The sequence below is a fragment of the Vibrio sp. 10N.222.46.A1 genome, assembly GCF_041473595.1.
Taxonomy (GTDB): Bacteria; Pseudomonadota; Gammaproteobacteria; order Enterobacterales; family Vibrionaceae; genus Vibrio; species Vibrio tasmaniensis_A.
In genome coordinates this window covers 1-314 of sequence record NZ_JBFRSN010000812.1, presented here as the reverse complement: position 1 = coordinate 314, position 314 = coordinate 1, and the positions used below count along the sequence as shown (strand labels likewise).

Genomic DNA, 314 nt, shown 5'->3' with positions numbered 1-314 from the left:
TTGACCACGACCGATAGGCACCATGGTATCAACGGCTTTATAACCAGTTTGAATTGGCTGATCGACGGACTTACGCTCGATTACGCCGGGAGCAATTACTTCTACAGGGTCTAGTCGGTCACAACTCACTGGGCCTTTGCCATCGATTGGCTCACCTAGTGTGTTCACTACACGGCCAAGAAGTCCGTTACCTACTGGTACTTCCAAGATACGACCTGTCCCTTTGACTTTCATACCTTCAGAGAGGTCAGTGTAGGGACCCATAACCACGGCACCGACTGAGTGCGTGTCAAGGTTAAGAGCAAGAGCGTATT

The 314-nt window shown here is 50.3% G+C and carries 1 pseudogene; it reads right to left on the bottom strand.

Features of this window, described 5'->3' with window-relative positions:
* Positions 1–314: pseudogene (locus AB4496_RS20415) on the bottom strand (F0F1 ATP synthase subunit alpha); the annotation flags it as partial.